The organism is Larkinella bovis (assembly GCF_042655385.1).
GTDB classification, from domain to species: domain Bacteria; phylum Bacteroidota; class Bacteroidia; order Cytophagales; family Spirosomataceae; genus Larkinella; species Larkinella bovis.
The window spans coordinates 913787-930991 of the sequence record NZ_JBHSMA010000002.1 but is presented as its reverse complement, the minus strand read 5'-3'; the positions used below and the strand labels follow the sequence as shown (position 1 = coordinate 930991).

Sequence of the window (17205 nt, the reverse complement as noted above, 5' to 3'; positions counted from 1 at the left end):
ATCTACGAAATTTCCGGCAATTTTATGACCGGCCCGTCCGGCGAACACCCGCTTCCGTTCGCCGGTCGTTTTCGTTCCGGTTTTCTTGCAAAACCAAAGCCGGTTTTTCCCTATATTTGCGCTCCTTTTCCCTTCATCATCAAGACGAAAAACCGGATTGCTGCCCTAAGGCCGTTCAGGCAATCCATCATTCCTACTAAGATCCCACTGTATGAACGTATTGAAATTTGGCGGAACATCCGTAAAGTCAGTTGAGAATATCAAGAAAGTTATTGCCATCATTCTTAACCACCGCCAGAACGGTGACACGATCGGGGCCGTTGTCTTGTCGGCCATGAGTGGTGTCACGAATCAGTTGATTGAAATTGGTCGCATGGCCGCTACCAACAATCCGGATTACCTCGAACTGATTCGGGGCATTGAAGACCGGCATTTCAACGTCATCAAGGGGCTGATTCCGATCAAGGAACAGAGCAAGGTGTTTGCCACCGTTCGCGGCATCGTCAACGAACTGGAAGATTTGCTGCGGGGGGTTTCGCTGATCCGCGAATTGTCGGACCGGACGATGGACCTGGTCATGAGTTTTGGTGAACGCCTGTCCTGCCTGGTCATCAGCGAATGCCTGAAAAGCAAGGGGGTTCCGGCCCGGTTTTGCGACGCCCGGCAACTGATTAAAACCGACGCCCAGTTCAGTATGGCCGAAGTGGACGAAGTGGCTACGCAGCAGTTGATCCACGATTATTTCTCAACCATTGGCACGGACCTGGCCATTGTTACGGGTTTCATCGGTTCAACGGCCAATAACGAAACCACCACACTCGGTCGGGGCGGTTCCGATTACACGGCGTCCATTCTGGGAGCGGCCCTGAACGCCGATTATATCGACATCTGGACCGACGTAGACGGCATGATGACGGCCGATCCGCGCAAAGTACCGAACGCGTTCAATATTCCGACGATTACCTACGCCGAAGCGATGGAACTGAGCCACTTCGGGGCCAAGGTTATCTATCCGCCGACGCTGCAACCGGCTTTTGCCAAAAACATTCCGATCCGGATTCTGAACACCTTCAACGCCGATCATGAAGGCACGGTGATCAGCCGTACCGCCGATCGGCGCGATTTCACGATTACCGGGATTTCGTCGATCGACGACATTGTGCTGGTCAATATCCAGGGCAGCGGGATGATCGGGGTAGCCGGGGTGTCGGCCAAGCTGTTCAGCACACTGGCGGCTTATAAAATCAGCGTCATTCTGATTTCGCAGGCATCGTCGGAACACTCGATCTGTTTTGCCATCGAACCCCGCAACGCCGACCGGGTTCGGGAAATTCTGGAAGCCGAATTTGCGACCGAAATCACACACGGCCACATCGACAACATCAGCATCGAGCGCGATCTGTCGATCATTGCCACCGTCGGTGAAGGCATGAAAAAAAGCTCGGGGATTGCCGGGAAACTATTTTCGGTGCTCGGCAAAAACGGGGTCAACATCATCGCCATCGCGCAGGGATCGTCCGAAATTAACATTTCGGTGGTGATCAACAAGAACAACCTCTCGAAGGCCCTAAACGCCATGCACAACGTCTTTTTCCAGTCGGAGGCCCGGATTCTGAACCTGTATCTGGTAGGCGCGGGGCTGATCGGGCGGACGTTGCTGCAACAGATTCAGGCCCAGTACGAATACCTCCGCACCGAAAAATCCCTGCGGATTTGTCTGGTGGGCGTTTCGAATACCAAAAAAATGCTGCTTGATCCGAAAGGCATCGACCTCGGCACCTGGAAAGAACGGCTGGATACGGAGGGCGTCACCACCTCCTTACCGGCTTTCGTGGACAAGCTGAAAGATTACAACCTGCCCAACAGCGTGTTCATCGATTGTACGGCGGACAAAGACATTCCGTTGTTTTACGAACCCCTGTTGAACGCCAACGTTTCGATTGTCACCCCGAATAAAGTGGCCAATTCCGGTTCGTATGCCGACTACAAACGGCTGCAACGGGCGACCGTTCGGCGGGGGGTTAAGTTTCTGTACGAAACCAACGTCGGAGCCGGTTTGCCGATTATCAACACCCTGCAGGGCTTGATGACGTCCGGCGACCGGTTTTTGAAAATCGAAGCCATTCTGTCCGGGACTTTATCCTATATTTTCAACACCTTCCAGCCGGGTGTTTCCTTTGCTTCCGTGGTCCGGGAAGCAAAAGAAAAAGGATTCACCGAGCCCGACCCGCGCGAAGACCTCAGCGGCATGGATGTGGCCCGCAAGATTCTGATTCTGGCCCGTGAAGCCGGTTTTGAACTGGAACCATCGGATGTGACGATCAATAACCTGTTGCCCGAAAGCTGCATCCAGGCCCCGAGTATTCCGGCTTTTTTCGACGAACTGGAGCGCAACAATGCCTACTTCGAAACCCTGTTGCAGGGCGCCGAAAGCCGGAACGAAAAACTGCGGTACGTAGCCACGTTTGAAAACGGCAAGGTAACGATCGAATTGCGGTCGGTCGGTTTCGACCACCCGTTTTATTCCCTTTCGGGCGCCGACAACATCATTTCGTTCACGACGGAACGGTACAAGGAACGGCCGCTGGTGATCAAAGGCCCCGGCGCGGGCGCGGAAGTGACCGCAACCGGTGTATTCGCCGATGTGGTCAGCATCGGTAGTTATTTAGCGTGAACTAAATAGCCGACTGATTTTGTATCTTTGGCATAGCCTAAAAACCGTGCTGCCCCGTGTCGAAGGATACGGGTTCGGCAAAAAATGAAACCCTCTGGCTGCCCGTCAGTCAGTCCAACTTTGAAATCGTTATTGCCGATGCAATAACTCAACTACTGTGGAGTCAATAAAAGTCTTTGCCCCTGCTACAGTCGCCAATGTCGCCTGTGGATTTGATATCTTCGGTTTTGCTGTCGATAGTCCCGGCGACGAAATCATTGTCCGAAAAAGCCGGCAGCCGGGTGTCCGGATTAAAGCCATCGTCGGCGACGAAGGCCGTTTGCCCAAGCAAACCGAGCGCAACACGGCCGGGATTGCCATTCAGACGTACCTGCAACACATCGACTCCGACCAGGGACTTGAAGTAATCCTGCACAAAAAAATGCCACTCGGCAGTGGACTGGGTTCCAGTGCCGCCAGTGCGGTTGCGGGTGTTTTTGCCATCAACGAACTGATGGGCCGCCCGCTCAAACAGGTCGATCTGCTTCCGTTTGCGATGGAGGGCGAACGACTGGCCTGCGGTTCGGCCCATGCCGACAATGTGGCCCCGTCACTGATGGGCGGTTTTGTGGTTATTCGGAGCTATAGTCCACTGGATATCATCACCATCAATACGCCGGCCCAGCTCTACGCCACCATCGTCCATCCGGAGATTGAAGTCAATACGAAAGACGCCCGGCACATCCTGAAAAACGAGGTTTCGATGAAAAATACCATCATTCAGATGGGCAATGTCGCCGGGCTGATTGCGGGACTAATGAAACCGGATTACGATCTGATCGGCCGCTCGATGGTCGATGTGATCATCGAACCGATCCGGGCCATTCTGATTCCCGAGTTCAGCGAAGTCAAACAGGCCGCCCTCGAAGCCGGTGCCCTGGGCTGCAGCATTTCGGGGTCAGGTCCTTCCATGTTTGCCCTTAGCCGGGATTACGAAACCGCCCAACGAGTCGGCAACAGCATGCAGGCGGCCTTCCATACGGTCGGAATCGGGAGCGAACTCTACGTTTCAGGCATCAATCAGGAAGGGCCAAAAGTACTTGGCTAACCAAAACTGGAACAATTTTTGTACATACACAAATCATTGTCGTTTGTACATTCCAGGGTAAAGCTGCGGATCGTTTATTCGCTGACCACGATTTATTGTATCCATCAATACACTGATTATCAGGTCATTATTGATACAATTCCCGGTATAGCTCCCTTCCGTGCTCCATACGGCATAATCCCTTATTCCGATGAGCAATGATCAGAGCACTACTCCTATTTCTATTTTGCCCGCTGCTCAGTTTTAGCCAGCCCGTCATTGAAACCCGGCCCAGCCATTTTTTTGCCGAACTGGGCGGTTTTTATTCGTCGGCCAAACAGACCCCATTCTGGTTTCGGACCAACCAATACGGGATTGTTCCCAACATCATTCCCGTTGCGACCATCCGGGCCGGGCTTCACCAGGATTACCGGTATTACCCCCTCTCCGATTTTACTTCGCCCAAACACCAGGATAAATTTGGCATAGGATACGGTTTTGATGCGGTTTATAATTTTGATGCACAAGCAAAAAACAAATTAATCCTCCCCGAAGCATACGTGAAAATACGGGCGGGCATCTTTGAAATTCTGGCCGGACGCCGACGGGAAGTAGGTGGTCTGGTCGATTCTACCCTGAGTTCGGGCTCCTACAGTTGGTCGGGCAATGCCCTCCCCTTGCCGAAAGTGCAGATCAGTTTACCCGATTACACGCCGATCGGTTTTACGAGGGGAATTCTTTCGTTCCGCGGGAATTTCGCCCACGGCTGGTTTGGGAACCAGCAGAAAGTCCAGCAGTACTATCTGCACCAGAAATCGTTGTATGCGCGTTTGGGGAAACCCCGCTGGCCGGTCAAACTTTACGCCGGGTTCAATCACCAGGTGCAATGGGGAGGAGTTACCAAGGACTTACCGGAATCGATGGTAAAAAACGGCCGGTTTCCGGCCCGGTTCCAGGACTACCTCTATGTGATCATGGGAAATAGCCTGGGGCGGTTAGTCAATGTCGATTCTACGCGCTACAGCAAATTTGACCGCGAAAACCGCATTGGCAACCACCTGGGCACCATTGATCTGGGCCTTGAATACCGTTCCAGGCAACTGTCGCTGCTCCTTTACCACCAGTTTATTTACGAAGACGGCTCCCTGTACTATTTATCCAATATTGAAGATGGATTGACGGGTTTGCGGTTTCGGAACCTGAATCCGGCCCCTTCCGGCCTGCGGATTACCGGCGCGGTGGTTGAATTTCTGTACACAAAAAGCCAGGGCGGTAGCGTCTTTGCCGATCCCGATAAACTCCGGGGACGCGACAATTACTTCAACCACGGGCAGTACCGCGACGGCTGGTCGTATTTTGGCCGCACCATTGGTACGCCCTTCATCACGCCTGTTACCGACACCCGGCCGAATCTGGCACAGTACGGTTTTTTCACGAATAACCGCGTCCGGGCCTATCATACGGGAATCCAGGGAAAATTTGCCCAAAATTGCGGTTTTCAGTTTAAATTCTCCTACAGCGAAAACTACGGGACGTATGATATTCCCTTTCCCGGCACCATCCGCCAGTTTTCAACCCTCATGATGCTGGAATTACCGCTGAACCAGCGCGGTATGCTCGTCACCTTTTCCGCAGCCGCCGACCAGGGCGACTTATTCCCCAACAGCAGAGCCGTCTACGCCGGAATCCGCAAAACCTGGGCGTATTGCAAATACCGGATCGGGAAATAGAAAATTGGTTTACGGTATCCGGTTTTCAGTAGCTGACGCAGGCGAATACGAACGCGTCAGTCCCGGCGGGAAACCGCACGGTATCGGCGGCCCGGGATAAACCGAAAACCGTGTTCCCGCCCTTAATCCTCCGGAAACGGAATGAAGATAAAACCGGCAAAATCGCCGTCGATCACGAACAGGCAGCAGTATTCGTCCGGGTTTTTGTAGTTTTCCTTGAACAATTCAACCGACTCCTCGCCCACCAGCCGGCGTTGCACAAACTCGTCGAGCAGCGACGCCCGGTAGGTCCAGGTGTTTCCGGCCAGTTCGTTCGGTCCGAGCAGCAACTGCCCGATATCGACAATCTGGCGGGTAACGATAAAAACCGGGTTTTCGGAAAAACCACGTTTCCGAATCTGGTACGACGCTTCCCGCAAGGTATCGGCCACTTTGATAAAATCCGCTGAAACGGCGCTCATCAGCTTCCGGTTTATCTCCGGCGAGTTCGCGTCGTCAAGAAGCGTGTTTTCGTTGCTATGGTGAATCATGTTTCGTTTAACGTTAAAGTTTAAAGGTTTGACGTGTTACCTTAAACGCTAAACGTCAAACTTTAAACGACTGTTAAATTCGTGCGGCCAGCAGCAGGCTTAAATCCTTGAACCGCATGTTGAATTTTTTGGCGATGTAAGCATTGGTTAGCAGACCGTTATGGCTGTACACGCCCTTCATAAACCAGCGGTTGGCAAACATCATTTCTTCGATCCCACCAATCGTCCCGGTTTTTAACAGGAAAGGCAGAAAAATGTTGCTCAACGCCAGACTGGCCGTATGGGCCACCCGTGAAGCAATATTCGGTACGCAATAATGAATTACGTTCTGGAACTTATAGATGGGGTCTTTGTGCGTCGTCATGCGGGAGGTTTCAAAATTACCGCCCTGATCGATCGACACGTCGATAATTATCGCATCGAGCTTCATCTGCGACACCATATCCTGCGTCACCACCACCGGACTCAGTCCGTCATCGGCCCGCATAGCTCCAATCACCACATCGGCCCGCTGAATGGCTTCCGACAAGGTATCGGTTTCGATAATGGAGGTATAAATATGTTGCCCAATGGCGTATTTCAGCCGCTGGAGTTTGTAGATATGCTGGTCAAACACCTTAATTTCGGCTCCTAAGCCCAGGGCCGTTCGGGCAGCATATTCCGCGACCGTACCCGCCCCCAGAATCACGACCTTCGTCGGCGGCACGCCCGTAATTCCGCCCAGAATGACCCCCCGGCCGTTGTTGGCACTGCTCAGGTATTCACCGGCAATCAGCATCACCGTACTTCCGGCAATTTCGCTCATCGCCCGGATTACTGGCATTCCACCCACTTTATCTTCGATGTATTCATACCCGAGCGCCGTAATTTTCTTGCTGTTCAACCGTTCGAAATATTTCTTATCGTGGTTGGGCAAATTAACGGCCGAAATTAGCGTACTGCCGGTTTTGAGGTAGTCGAACTCCTGATCGACCAGCGGTTCTACCTTCAGAATCAGGTTGGCATCGTACACCTCCTTGGGCGATGGGGCAATGATGGCCCCGGCTTCGCTGTAGTCGTTATCCGAAAACTTAGCGCCTGCTCCTGCGCCCTTTTCAACCAGCACTTCGTGGCCGTGCCGCACCAGAATGGCTACGGCTTCGGGCGTCAGAGCGATGCGGTTTTCCTGCAACGAGACCTCTTTGGGCAGCCCAATCATCAGGCTACCACTTTGTTTTTTGACAGCAGCAGGAGCTTCCTGCGGATAGAGTGCCGTTTGTTTTGCTAATTGTTCAAACCCTGTCACTATAAACGGGATTTTATGAATCAGGAGCAACGAATGGCCAGATGCTGCAAAAACCGGTCAGAATTTTTGCAAACGATGGGCGCGTCCGTCAGTACTAATCCATATTCTGAGTCAATTGGTTTCAATTACGCGTTCGTCGTTTTCGACCCGGAGGTGAATCGTCCAGGCATCGGGCGGTAACAGTCCGGCAATTCGTTCCGGCCATTCGATCAAACAGCGCTCGCCCGAATCAATATACTCCTCCAAACCGCTATCCAGCGCTTCATCCTCGTTGCGCAGCCGGTAACAATCAAAATGATAAACCGGTTCACCGGAATCTGTAACGTATTCATTAACAATCGAAAAAGTTGGACTCTGGACGGTATTTCGAACGCCCAGCCCCCGGCAGATGGCCTTGATCAGCGTTGTTTTGCCGGCCCCCATCGCCCCTTCAAATAACCAGACCGGACGATCGCGCCCGGCAGCAATCAATTGTCCGGCAACGATTTCCAACTCAGCAAGACTCCGAAGGTGCAGGGTCATTTTCACGAAATAAATTCCAATTCCAAAGATAGCATTTTTCTTCGTCTCCGGCAGGTTCCTGCCCAGAGTTGACCTTCTGGCCAAAATTCGGCAACTTCGCCCCTCAACTTTTCGCTTCCTATTCCTATGTCTCGTACGATCCAGGTGGGCTTAATTGGTTTCGGCCTGTCGGGCCGGTATTTTCACGCCCCTTTCCTCTCCGTTAATCCCCATTTTAAACTCGTCAAAGTCGTCGAACGGCACCGCAACGAGGCCGAAGCGTTCGATCCGTCGATTCAAACCGTTCGCAGCCACGAAGATTTGTTCCGCGATCCGGCCATCGATCTGGTCATTGTCGGTTCACCCAACGATACCCATTTCTCGTACGCCAAAGCCGCGCTCGAAGCCGGCAAACACGTACTGATTGAAAAACCGTTCGCCAATACGTCCGACCAGGCACGCGAGCTGCTTGAACGGGCCCAACAAAAAGGGTTGGTGGCGATTCCCTATCAAAACCGGCGCTACGATGCCGATTTCCGGACCATCCGGCAGGTACTGGAGGAAAATCAACTGGGCGATATTGTCGAGTACGAATCCCACTACGACCGGTTTCGACCCGACATTCTCGATAGCTGGAAAGAAAAAGAACCGGAAGGGGGTGGTAATCTTTTCAATCTGGGGCCGCACCTGATCGATCAGGCGGTTGCCCTGTTTGGTCCGCCCGAAGCGGTTTCGGGCGATGTTCGCGTCATTCGGAAAGGCGGTATTCTGGACGATTATTTCGATGTTCGGTTATTCTACTCCGATAAACGGGTTATTCTGAAATCGTCGATGCTGGCGGTCGACAACAGCCTGCGCTACGTGATTCACGGCACCAAAGGTTCGTTCATCAAACACGGCCTGGACATTCAGGAAGAAACCCAGCGCAAAAACATCCTGCCCAACACGCCCGACTGGGGGGCCGAACCCGAACACCAGTACGGCACGCTTACCACGCCCAAGGGCCGTTCAACGGTTCCGAGTCTGCCCGGCAATTACCACCTGTTTTACGATAACCTCTACCGGGCCATCATCGGTGAAATTCCGCAGGAAGTAACCCCGGAACAAGCGTACGCCGTGATCCGGATTATCGAACTGGCCGCTGAAAGCAGCAAAACACGGAAAGTGCTGGAATTTTAGTGGTGAGAAAAGGCAAGGGAGAATAGAGAAAAGACAAGAGAGAAAAGACAAGAGAAAAAAGACGGTTTGGTTTTGTCTTTTCTCTCTTGTCTTTTCTCTATCTTCTATAAATCAATAGCCCGGATTTTGTTTCAGGGTCGGCTTCCCGTCGAGGTAGCTGTTATTGATCTCATCCACCGGCAGCGGGAAATATTCATGCTTGCCTTTGGTAAAGGTCGCGCCGTTTAGATAGGCCCGTTTTTTTGATTCGACCGTCAGGTATTTATTAATGGTTTCGGCGGCAATGCCCCACCGGACCAGATCGAAAAACCGGTGCCCTTCCATGGCAAACTCCAGCCTTTCTTCGTGCCGTACGGCTTTCCAGGCCGACTCTTTATTGGCAAAGGCCGGCGAACCCGCCGGGTATTCATTGATCACATAGTTGGCCGCCGGCGAACCATCCGGATTGGTAACAAACACGCTGTTTTTGGCCCTTTTCCGAATCTGGTTCACCAGTTCGCGGGCTTTTTCCAGGCTCCCGATTTCGGTTTCCACTTCGGCCAGCCACAGCAACACGTGCGAATACCGGATCATACGGTAATTGTTGGCCACCCGGCGTTTGTTGGTCGAGTGCGTATTGGTGCCTTCTTCGCCTTTGAAATACATCCACTTCTTGCCGGTATACGGACCCGCATACACCTGATCCCGCACCCAGGTTACGCCCGGCATGGGGCCCCAATCCAGGAACGGAACCCCCCGGCGACCAACCGTATGATCCAGCCGGGGATCGACGGGTGTTTGGGTATCGGGAGCATAGGCATCGGTGATTTTCAGGCCCTGATCATTTTTCAGGTCGGTATCGTTGAAGGTATCCAGCAACGGCAGCCCGTTCGCGTCGTTTTTATACGCATTGACCAGGTTGAGCGACGGTTGGTAAAAACCGCAGCAGCCCCCGCCGGGTGCCCCCGAGAAATACGGCCAGTTCAAGGTTTCGCCGGCATTCCCGTTGTTTCCATTGGTACCGTCGTTGACCGAAAACTGCACTTCGAAAATCGATTCCGCATTGTTGTTGGTTGCGGCCCGGAAATTATCCAGGTAATCGACCAGCCGGTATTTACCGCTGCTGACAATCGCTTCCAGCAACGGTTTGGCGTCGGCGTATTTTCGCTGGAACAAATAGGTTTTGGCCAGAAAAGCCCGGGCCGCCGATTTGGTAGCCCGCCCCTTCTGGGTTTGGTTTTCCGGCAAATTATCCACCGCAAACTTGAAATCGGCTTCAATGTTTGGCCAGATATCTTTGTCGTTCGGCACTTTGGTCGAATTCGGATCGGTGGCTTTGTACGTTTTATCATCGATGTAGGGCACCATGTTCCACATCTTCTTGGCTTCGAAGTGATAGTGTCCGCGCAGGAACCGCGACTCCGCAATGACCTGTGTTTTTTCGGCCTCGGTCATGTCTTTGGCCAATGCAACGGTTTGGATCACTTCATTACACCGCGAAATGGCATCATAAACATGCCGCCACTTGCCCCGCATGTGCACAAACCCCGGCTGCACTTCGTAGCGCTCGATACCGGTAATTTCCGGCTGGTCACTGGCGTCCGTTCCCTTGTAGGCATCGTCGGAAGCCACCCCGCCGTACACCCAGTTGGAAACCGCTGCGTGCCAGTCGGTTGTCCCCGAGCCAATGCCGTCCAGCAACGAATACGTTCCGATGAGCAGCGCATTAACGCCGTTTTTATTGGAAAGCTGGTCCAGCGAAGCCACCCCCTGCGGCTTCACATCCAGAAAAGACTCGCTGCACGACGTAACCAGACCGGCCGTCAGAAGCGAGGTAAGCATGAGTATCTTTTTCATTTGAGAGATCAATGATTTAATGGTTTTTACGGCTGGCGGGCAGGTTAACATGGCGATAACCATGTGTAACCATCCGGCCATTCCCTACACTTATAAGCTGAGTCGCAAACCGATCAGCATGGTTTTGGCCACCGGATAGGCTCCTTCATCGACACCCAGGTGCGTGTCCTGGTTGTTATCCCCCGAACGACGCAGGTTGATTTCCGGATCAAGACCCGAGTATTTGGTCAACGTCAGCAGGTTCTGGCCCTGAACGTAGATCTGGGTGGGGCCGAGTCCGAGTTTCCGCTGAATACCGGCCGGCAACGTGTAGGCCAACTGGATGTTTTTCATCCGCAGGTAGGACCCTTTTTCGATAAAGTAGGTCGAAATCTGGGCGCTGGTGGCATCCGTCGAGCGCAGTTCCGGCAGAATCGCATCGGTCTTGCCGGGCCGCCAGGAGTCATACAACATCCGTTTGCTGCGGTTTCCCTGGAAGGTGTTGAAATCGGTCCAGTACTTCATGTAGTTGAAAATGTCGTTGCCGTAAACCCCCTGCCCAAATACGGTCAGGTCGAAGGCTTTGTAGCCCACGCTGAGGTTCAGGCCGTAGGTAAAATCCGGGTGCGGGTTACCGATAATATCGCGGTCGGCCGTCGTTACGACGCCATCGCCGTTGGTATCCCGGAAAATAAAGGACCCGGCCCGGTTATAGGTACCGAATTGCGGAGCGTTTTTAGCCTCTTCAGCGGTCTGGAAAATCCCGTCGATGAAATACCCGTAGAAGGAAGCCACCGGAAAGCCCACTTTCGTCGCGCTCATGGCCGGCAGGCGGGTCGCAAAACCAAACTTGATCGAGTTCGGATCGTTGTTGATTTTCAACACCTCGTTCCGGTAGGTTGAGAAGTTACCCCCAATGGAGTACCGCAGGTTACCCCCCATTGCTTTTCCGTTATAATTGATACTCAGGTCAATCCCTTTGTTCTGCATATCCCCGATATTGGTATACGGAATTGTAGCCTGGCCCTGGGTGTACGGAATGTCGATCTGGGTCAACATGTCGGTGGTTTTCTTGATATACCAGTCGAAAACAATTTCGATTTTGTTATTCAGCAGGCTGGCATCCAAACCAATGTTGGTCGAGGTGGTAGTTTCCCATTTCCCGTTCGGATTGCCAAACTGCACCAGATCGAAGCCCGGCACGATCGATGTCTTGGCTCCGTTGATATCGTAGTGATTTTCAACCGGCCGTGATTCATACAGCGTATAGGCATTGTAAATATTGGGAACATTCTGGTTACCGGTTTTACCCCACCCTACCCGCAATTTCAGATCGGAGAGCAAATCGACACTCTTCAGGAAATCCAGTTCGGTCAGGCGGAAACCCACGCTGGCAGCCGGAAAAACGGCGTAGCGGTTGGCGGCACTGAAACGCGACGAACCGTCACGACGCAGCGTGAAATCCGCCAGGAAGAAGTCTTTGTACGAATAGTTGACCTTGCCAAACAGCGAGAACAGGCGGGTCCGATTGGCCCCCCGACCGCTGTTTTGCAGACCGAGCGGGCTCCCCGCGTTCAGGTACCGGTAATCCAAATCATCGAAGGCGTAATTGCTCCGGGTCGCATCAAAAATAAAGTCATACGTTGCGATGGACTCGGTTCCGGCCAGCACATTAATGCTGTGATTGCCGAAGGTCCGGTTGTAGGTCAGCGTGTTATACCAGGTCCAGGAGTTATCATAGCGGTTTTCCGACCGGAAGCTGTTGGCATTCCGCGCTTCGGGCGATTCGGGGTCACGGGGTGTATACTGGTCAAAGTTGTAGAGGTTGTATTCGACCCCGAAGCTGGTCCGGAACGTCAATCCTTTGAACAGGTCGATTTCGCCAAAGGCATTCCCAAACAGGTGAACCCCTTTGGTTTTATTATCCTTCGCCCGGTACAATTCCTGCAAAGGCGTCCGCGCGTTCCCGAGGTTCAACCCTTTGGCACCGGCAAAATTACCGGCAACGTCATAGACCGGAATCAGCGGGTGTGACCGAACCGCGAAGGCAATCGGGTTGGACTCGTCGTTGTTCGTAAAACCGACCCGCTCGTCGTACGAGACCGTCAGGTTCTCCCCGATTTTCAGGCGATTTTTCACTTTAAATTCCGTATTGGCCCGGATCGAGTACCGTTTGTAATTGGTATATTCCAGAATCCCTTTCTGATTGAAGTGGTTGAACGAAATGGAATATGCGCCCTTGTCGGTGCCTCCGCTGGCGCCAATCTGGTAGTTCTGGATCGGCGCCGGGTTGAAGATCACATCCTGCCAGTTGGTCCCTTCCTTGTTGGCTTTGGTAATCATGAATTTCGAACTTCCCAAGGCCGGGTCGGTCAGATCATACGTGTAATTCAGATAGTTACCGTTGGCGTCCTTTGCCAACCGCGGGTCGCCTTCCATCGCCCCCGACGGATAGATATAATCCGGAATCCGGGGCTCGGCACCGGTGCCGTATTGCCCGTGGCTCGGGGCCTGGCCAACGTTCTTGGCCTGTTCCCACAACAGTTGTCCCAATTCCTGCGAATTGGTCAGTTCCAGCAGTTTGCCGTTGCGCTGAACCCCGGCATACATATCAAACGTGATTTTGGGCTCCCCGGCTTTTCCTTTTTTGGTCGTAATGATTACCACGCCGTTGGCCGCCCGTGCCCCGTAAATGGACGCTGCGGAGGCATCTTTCAGGACCTGTAGGCTTTCAATGTCGTTGGGGTTGATGTTGTTGAGCGAACCCGTCGTCGGAACCCCATCGACAATGTACAGCGGAGAGTTGTTGTTGATGGTCCCAAAGCCGCGAATCCGCACCATCGTGCCCCCGCCGGGTGAGTTGTCGTTCCCGACCGTCACACCGGCCGCCCGGCCCTGCAACTGCTGCGTCAGACTGGCCGCCGGAACCGCCGTCAGTTCCGTCCCCTTCACCACCGTAACAGCACCGGTAATGTCCTTTTTGCGTTGCGAACCATAGCCGGTTACGACGACTTCCGTCAGAGTTTTGGTGTCCGTGCTGAGGGAAATGGTGATTTCGGAGCGATTGCCGATGGTGACTTCCTGGGATTCATAGCCGATGGCCGAAACCGTGAGTACATCATTACTGGTGGGAACATTGAGCGTAAAGCGCCCGTTTGCATCGGTTGATACCCCGGTGGTGGTACCTTTTACGACGACATTGACACCGGGTAGAGGATTTTTGTCGGTGCCATCGATCACACTGCCACTTACTTTCCGATCCTGCGCCCAGGCAGCGATCGTCAGTAGGCATAGAAATACTGGCACTGCCACCGATCGGATCGGTTTCAGGTAATAATGTTTCATAAAAATAGAGATGGTAAATGGTTTGTAATAATTATCACTCGGCTTGTACTAAACAGGGCACAAGCTCCTCAAAGTAAATTTTTTTATTCGCTAAAGTCAAATTTTGAGCACAAATGGACGAAATTTTTTCAAACCCGAAAATGGGGCAGGGCAATAAAAAAAGCCGGAAGGTCGTTCCGGCTTTTTGGTAAACGGTTTACGCTGTACGCATCCGACTCAGGAAAGATTCAGATCCGTCATGACCGACTGTACTTTCTGTTTCAGGCTAGCATAAACCGCATCAAAATCTTCCTTGCGTGCCAGCGGCTCATTCACGCTGACGTAGAATTTGATCTTTGGCTCGGTTCCCGACGGCCGGGCCGACACCTTGGTGCCGTTCTCGGTGAAGAACTGCAAGACGTTCGAGGCCTCGATGCCCATTTTTCCGGCTTCGATGGCGGTTTTCGCACCGGTTTTCAAATCGGTCCGCTCCAGGCTTTTGTAGTCATCGACGCGAACCACCGGCGACCCGGCAATTTCTTTCGGCGGATTGGCCCGAAAATCGGCCATCATCTGCTGAATTTCTTCGGCCCCGGTTTTGCCCTTTTTCGTCAGCGAAATCAGTCCTTCGTAATAGAACCCGAACTCCTGATACATTTCCATCAGCAGGTCGAACAAACTCAGGCCCTTGTCTTTGGCATAAGCCGTCAGTTCGGCAATCATGGCGCAGGAGGCAATGGCATCTTTATCCCGGACGAAATCACCGATCAGGTACCCGTAGCTTTCCTCACCCCCACCGATAAAATGCTGCTGGCCTTCGAGTTCACGAATGATCTGGGCGATGTATTTAAAACCGGTCAGGGTGTTATAACACGCGACGCCGTACTGCGCGCACATCTTGTCGATGAGGTCGGTGGTCACGATGGTTTTGGCCACGAACTCCTTACCCGTCAGTTTACCGGCATCTTTCCAGGCCTGCAACAGGTAATAGATGATCAGGCTGGCCATCTGATTCCCGTTCAGCAACTCAAACTCCCCGTGGTGGTTGCGAGCCCCCGAACCCACGCGATCGGCGTCGGGGTCGGTGGCCATAATCAAATCGGCGTTGAGGGCCTCGGCTTTTTCCAGCGCCAGCCGCATCGCATCGCGTTCCTCGGGGTTCGGCGATTTCACCGTCGGAAAGTCTCCGTCCGGTTGGGCCTGTTCTTCCACAATCGATACGTTCGTAAAACCAAGCGCTTCCAGTACGCGCGGCACCAGGGTAATTCCGGTTCCGTGAATGGGTGTAAAGACGATGTTCAGGTCTTTCTGCCGCGCAATCACGTCCGGGTTAATGGAGTTGGACTTGATCCGTTCGACGTATACGCTGTCGATTTCCTCGTCGATCAGGTGAATTTTTTCGGCAACGCCCTCAAATTTCACGTCGTCGATCGACGTAATTTTATTGACTTCCGTAATGATATTTTTATCGTGGGGAGCCACCACCTGGCCGCCATCATTCCAGTAGGCCTTGTACCCGTTGTATTCTGGCGGGTTGTGCGAAGCCGTCACCACAATCCCGCTCTGGCAACCCAGTTGCCGGATGGCAAACGACAGTTCGGGCGTCGGGCGCAGCGAGCTGAACAGGTATACTTCGATGCCGTTGGCCGAAAAAATATCCGCCACAAGCCGGGCAAATTCCGGGCTCATCCGGCGGCTGTCGTGCGCAATCGCCACTTTGATAGCCGTATCCGGAAAAGCCGCATTCAGGTAATTCGCCAACCCCTGGGTTGCCGCACCAACCGTGTAGCGGTTCATTCGATTGGACCCGACGCCAATCACTCCGCGCAAACCGCCCGTACCAAATTCCAGGTTTTTATAGAAAGAGTCTGTCAGTTCTGTCGTCTCGCCGTTGTCTATTAATTTCCGGATGGCCGCTTTGGTATCGTCGTCGTAATTACCGGTAAGCCATTGGTCGATGGTAGCCTGGGTTGCAGAATCAAGTGCAGTTGTCATATCAAGGGAATGTTAGAATCGGCTGCCAATTTACGGTTCTAACGCAAGGAGTCAAATCCTTTTGGTAAAAGCTTTCAAAACCGCAGGAGGTTGAAAAAACCGGTTAAAGAATCAAAACTGGCAGCCAAAAGATGCCGTCACCGATCCACCGGTAGCGTTCGTTGGTCAGATACTGGTTCGGGTACCGCTGAATGGCGTACAACACGGCGCTCATGGCTCCCTCGATAACGGCCGCCCGCTGAGCAAACCGGTCATCGGCCAGAAAGAAAATCACCAGCGCCAGCACCGTAATGACCACCGCCAGCGTCCGCAGCGCGGCATCACTCTTATCGAAGCCCCAGATCGTTGCCAGCGAAAAGGAGCTGTCTGGAAATTCATAGGCTTCCATCACCGAAAACAGCAGCAGGTTCTGGAAAACAATCAGCAGAAACAGCAGGCCCAGCCCGATTTCAGACCAGCCAAGGGTCGGTTTTTGCGCCCACGAACTTCCCCAGACCCCCACCGTATACAGCAGTGTGACCGTGGGTTCCTTCCAGGCCAGTTTTTTATTGGCCACCGGCAACCGCGAAACAATCCAGAGGTAAGCCCCCGAAATCAGGGCCAGCGCACTCCCGAACAGGATGACGCTTTTGGGCAGCCAGAAAATCAGAATGACACAAACCGCCACCAAGCCCATCAGTACGCGCAGCAGCAGCCGGCGGTTTTCGGCGTGAAACCGGTGCCGGGCGGTCAGGGGAGCCTGCGAAAACGTCGCTTTCCGAATATCATACAGCCGATCGGCCGCATAGATCAGAAAAACACAAATCCCGAGCAAAACCGTCGTCGCCCAATCAACCGGGCGATTCCCATCCGGCAACCGGGCCGCCATGATGTGCGAAACAACCGCCCCGACCACCACATCCAGACTGAGGTAGTGGGCCGTTTGCAGGTACTGTTTAAGCGAATGAAAGAACTTCATACAAAAAATCTGGCCAGCCCACCTCGGCGGGACAGAATGAATGGTGAACGTTTTAGGTGCTGGTTCTGCTGGCGAAACCGCCGGAGTAAACTGCGGTGCAAAGCTACTTTTTACCGGATAAAATTGACTTGGCAACCCCTAAAAAATG

11 protein-coding genes are annotated in these 17205 nt (G+C 53.1%); 4 read left to right on the top strand and 7 right to left on the bottom strand.

Going from position 1 to position 17205, the window contains the following annotated elements; genetic code table 11:
* Positions 1-211 precede the first annotated feature (211 nt).
* The 3 genes from thrA (at position 212) to ACFPMF_RS10990 (ending at position 5470) form a co-directional block, all read left to right on the top strand.
* On the top strand, positions 212-2674 hold the full coding sequence (gene thrA, locus ACFPMF_RS11000) for a bifunctional aspartate kinase/homoserine dehydrogenase I (RefSeq protein ID WP_379844433.1): 2463 nt from the start codon (positions 212-214) through the stop codon (positions 2672-2674).
* Positions 2675-2831: 157 nt separating this feature from the next.
* Entirely contained in the window at positions 2832-3761 is a 930-nt protein-coding gene (locus ACFPMF_RS10995; protein WP_379844430.1) for a homoserine kinase, read from the top strand.
* 197 nt (positions 3762-3958) lie between these two features.
* A complete protein-coding gene (locus tag ACFPMF_RS10990; RefSeq protein ID WP_379844427.1) occupies positions 3959-5470 on the top strand; it encodes a capsule assembly Wzi family protein in 1512 nt (503 codons plus the stop codon).
* 122 nt (positions 5471-5592) lie between these two features.
* Here the strand turns inward: ACFPMF_RS10990 and ACFPMF_RS10985 are convergent, their stop codons facing one another.
* The 3 genes from ACFPMF_RS10985 to tsaE all read right to left on the bottom strand — a co-directional run bounded on the left by ACFPMF_RS10985 (position 5593) and on the right by tsaE (position 7807).
* Positions 5593-6000: a hypothetical protein gene (locus tag ACFPMF_RS10985; RefSeq protein ID WP_379844424.1), complete on the bottom strand. Its 408-nt coding sequence runs from the start codon at positions 5998-6000 to the stop codon at positions 5593-5595.
* A gap of 73 nt (positions 6001-6073) precedes the next feature.
* Positions 6074-7285, bottom strand: a complete 1212-nt coding sequence (locus ACFPMF_RS10980; protein WP_379844421.1) for an alanine dehydrogenase — start codon at positions 7283-7285, stop codon at positions 6074-6076.
* A 111-nt stretch (positions 7286-7396) separates the two neighbouring features.
* On the bottom strand, positions 7397-7807 hold the full coding sequence (gene tsaE / locus ACFPMF_RS10975) for a tRNA (adenosine(37)-N6)-threonylcarbamoyltransferase complex ATPase subunit type 1 TsaE (protein ID WP_379844418.1): 411 nt from the start codon (positions 7805-7807) through the stop codon (positions 7397-7399).
* Between the two features lie 126 nt (positions 7808-7933).
* Between tsaE and ACFPMF_RS10970 the strand changes: the two genes are divergently transcribed.
* Positions 7934-8965, top strand: a complete 1032-nt coding sequence (locus ACFPMF_RS10970) for an oxidoreductase (protein WP_379844415.1) — start codon at positions 7934-7936, stop codon at positions 8963-8965.
* A gap of 111 nt (positions 8966-9076) precedes the next feature.
* Here ACFPMF_RS10970 and ACFPMF_RS10965 read toward each other — a convergent pair whose 3' ends face one another.
* The 4 genes from ACFPMF_RS10965 to ACFPMF_RS10950 all read right to left on the bottom strand — a co-directional run bounded on the left by ACFPMF_RS10965 (position 9077) and on the right by ACFPMF_RS10950 (position 17057).
* Positions 9077-10801, bottom strand: a complete 1725-nt coding sequence (locus ACFPMF_RS10965) for a RagB/SusD family nutrient uptake outer membrane protein (protein ID WP_379844412.1) — start codon at positions 10799-10801, stop codon at positions 9077-9079.
* Positions 10802-10891: 90 nt separating this feature from the next.
* Positions 10892-14125 (bottom strand): SusC/RagA family TonB-linked outer membrane protein, encoded by a 3234-nt coding sequence (locus ACFPMF_RS10960; protein ID WP_379844409.1) that lies wholly within the window; start codon positions 14123-14125, stop codon positions 10892-10894.
* A gap of 216 nt (positions 14126-14341) precedes the next feature.
* Positions 14342-16099, bottom strand: coding sequence for a phospho-sugar mutase (locus ACFPMF_RS10955; protein ID WP_379844406.1), 1758 nt, complete (start codon positions 16097-16099; stop codon positions 14342-14344).
* A 103-nt stretch (positions 16100-16202) separates the two neighbouring features.
* Positions 16203-17057 carry a hypothetical protein gene (locus ACFPMF_RS10950; RefSeq protein ID WP_379844403.1) on the bottom strand — a complete coding sequence of 285 codons (855 nt, stop codon included), beginning with the start codon at positions 17055-17057 and terminating at the stop codon, positions 16203-16205.
* Positions 17058-17205 lie beyond the last annotated feature (148 nt).